This window comes from Candidatus Streptomyces philanthi (assembly GCF_059553635.1).
Genome location: NZ_JCANQV010000531.1, coordinates 1 through 2,020, shown reverse-complemented (window position 1 = coordinate 2,020; position 2,020 = coordinate 1). Strand labels below are relative to the sequence as shown.

The window sequence follows — 2,020 nt, the reverse complement described above, 5'->3', positions numbered from 1 at the left end:
CCGCCCCCGCCCTCGGAGGCCCCCGCCTCACCGAGCGTCCGGGCCTCCGGCCCCACCCCGGTGGCCCCCCTCGGCTCCGGGGCCCCGCAGACCTTCTCGTCCCGCACGGCGTCGCCGGGCGCCGGCCCGACGGGAGTGCTGTCGCCGGGTCCGAGCCAGAGCGCGTAGAGGTGGCGGCCGGGGCCCGCCCGTACGGCGGACTGCCGGACTGTTCCGGTACGGCCCGATCACGGGTGATCGTCCGCCTTCCGCTCACCCGTCCCGTATGCCGCGAGGGCCGCCCCGTATGCTGCGAAGGGCGGCTGCCGCGCACGCGAGCGCCGCCCCGTCCGCCACCGAACCACCCCGGACGGGCAACAACGCCCCGCACGGCCCCAGAAGCCCCACCGATCACCCCGTCCCCGGACGTGAGCAGAGGCACAGGGCCGTTATTTGCCTCCCCGGGGGCAGGGTGCGTATGGTGGTAGATCGTTTGATCCCATTTGCCCGGCGCCATAAGTAGCGCGCCGTGTGGCGCGTTCTCTCCTTGCCGTGGCTGACCGCATTGAGGCGGTCGTTCGTGAAATCACACGGAGTTTGGGCGCGTGCCGAGACTCCGGAAGGTTTCGCGTTTCGCATGTCAATTTCCACCGATCAGTCCGTCCTGCCCGCAGACGACGAGCAGACGACCCCCGCCGAGCAGACGACCCCCGAGGTGACCGAGCAGGCGCCCGCGCAGGAGGCGCCCGAGGCCGCCGAGGCGGCCGAGCCGCAGATCACCTTCGCCGACCTGGGCCTCGACGAGAAGATCGTCCGCAAGCTGGCGCAGAACGGTGTCACCACCCCGTTCCCGATCCAGGCCGCGACCATCCCGGACGCCATCGCCGGACGCGACATCCTCGGCCGCGGCCGCACCGGCTCCGGCAAGACCCTCTCCTTCGGCCTGCCGCTGCTGACCGTCCTCGCCGGCGGCCACACGGAGAAGAAGCGCCCGCGCGGCGTCGTCCTCACCCCCACCCGTGAGCTGGCGATGCAGGTCGCCGACGCCCTCCAGCCCTACGGCGACGTCCTCGGCCTGAAGATCAAGGTCGTCTGCGGCGGTACGTCCATGGGCAACCAGATCTACGCCCTGGAGCGCGGCGTCGACATCCTCGTCGCCACCCCGGGCCGGCTGCGCGACATCATCAACCGCGGCGCCTGCTCCCTCGACGACGTGCAGGTCGCGGTCCTCGACGAGGCCGACCAGATGGCCGACCTGGGCTTCCTGCCCGAGGTCACCGAACTCCTCGACCTGGTGCCGGCCGGCGGCCAGCGGATGCTGTTCTCCGCCACCATGGAGAACGAGATCGGCACCCTGGTCAAGCGCTACCTGAGCAACCCGGTCAGCCACGAGGTCGACAGCGCCCAGGGCAACGTCACGACCATGACCCACCACGTCCTCGTCGTGAAGCCGAAGGACAAGGCGCCGGTCACCGCCGCCATCGCCGCCCGCAAGGGCCGCACCATCATCTTCGTCCGCACCCAGCTGGGCGCCGACCGCGTCGCCGAGCAGCTGCGCGACGCCGGCGTGAAGGCCGACGCGCTGCACGGCGGCATGACGCAGGGCGCCCGTACCCGCACCCTGGCCGACTTCAAGGACGGCTACGTCAACTGCCTGGTCGCCACCGATGTCGCCGCGCGCGGTATCCACGTCGACGGCATCGACCTGGTCCTCAACGTCGACCCGGCCGGTGACCACAAGGACTACCTGCACCGTTCCGGCCGTACGGCCCGCGCCGGCCGCTCCGGCACGGTCGTCTCCCTCTCCCTGCCGCACCAGCGCCGGCAGATCTTCCGGCTGATGGAGGACGCGGGCGTGGACGCCTCGCGCCACATCGTCGGCGGCGCCGGCGCGTTCGACGAGGACGTCGCCCGGATCACCGGCGCCCGGTCGCTGACCGAGGTCCAGGCCGAGTCCGCCGCCAACTCCGCCAAGCAGGCCGAGCGCGAGGTCGCCGAGCTGACCCGCGAGCTGGAGCGCCTCCAGCGCCGCGCCGCCGAG

1 protein-coding gene is annotated in these 2,020 nt (G+C 72.3%); it reads left to right on the top strand.

Annotated features, from left to right (window positions below; translation table 11 throughout):
- Positions 1 to 616 precede the first annotated feature (616 nt).
- Positions 617 to 2,020: DEAD/DEAH box helicase (locus AC51EU_RS29900; protein WP_496270223.1), on the top strand; the 1,404-nt coding region annotated here is incomplete at its 3' end.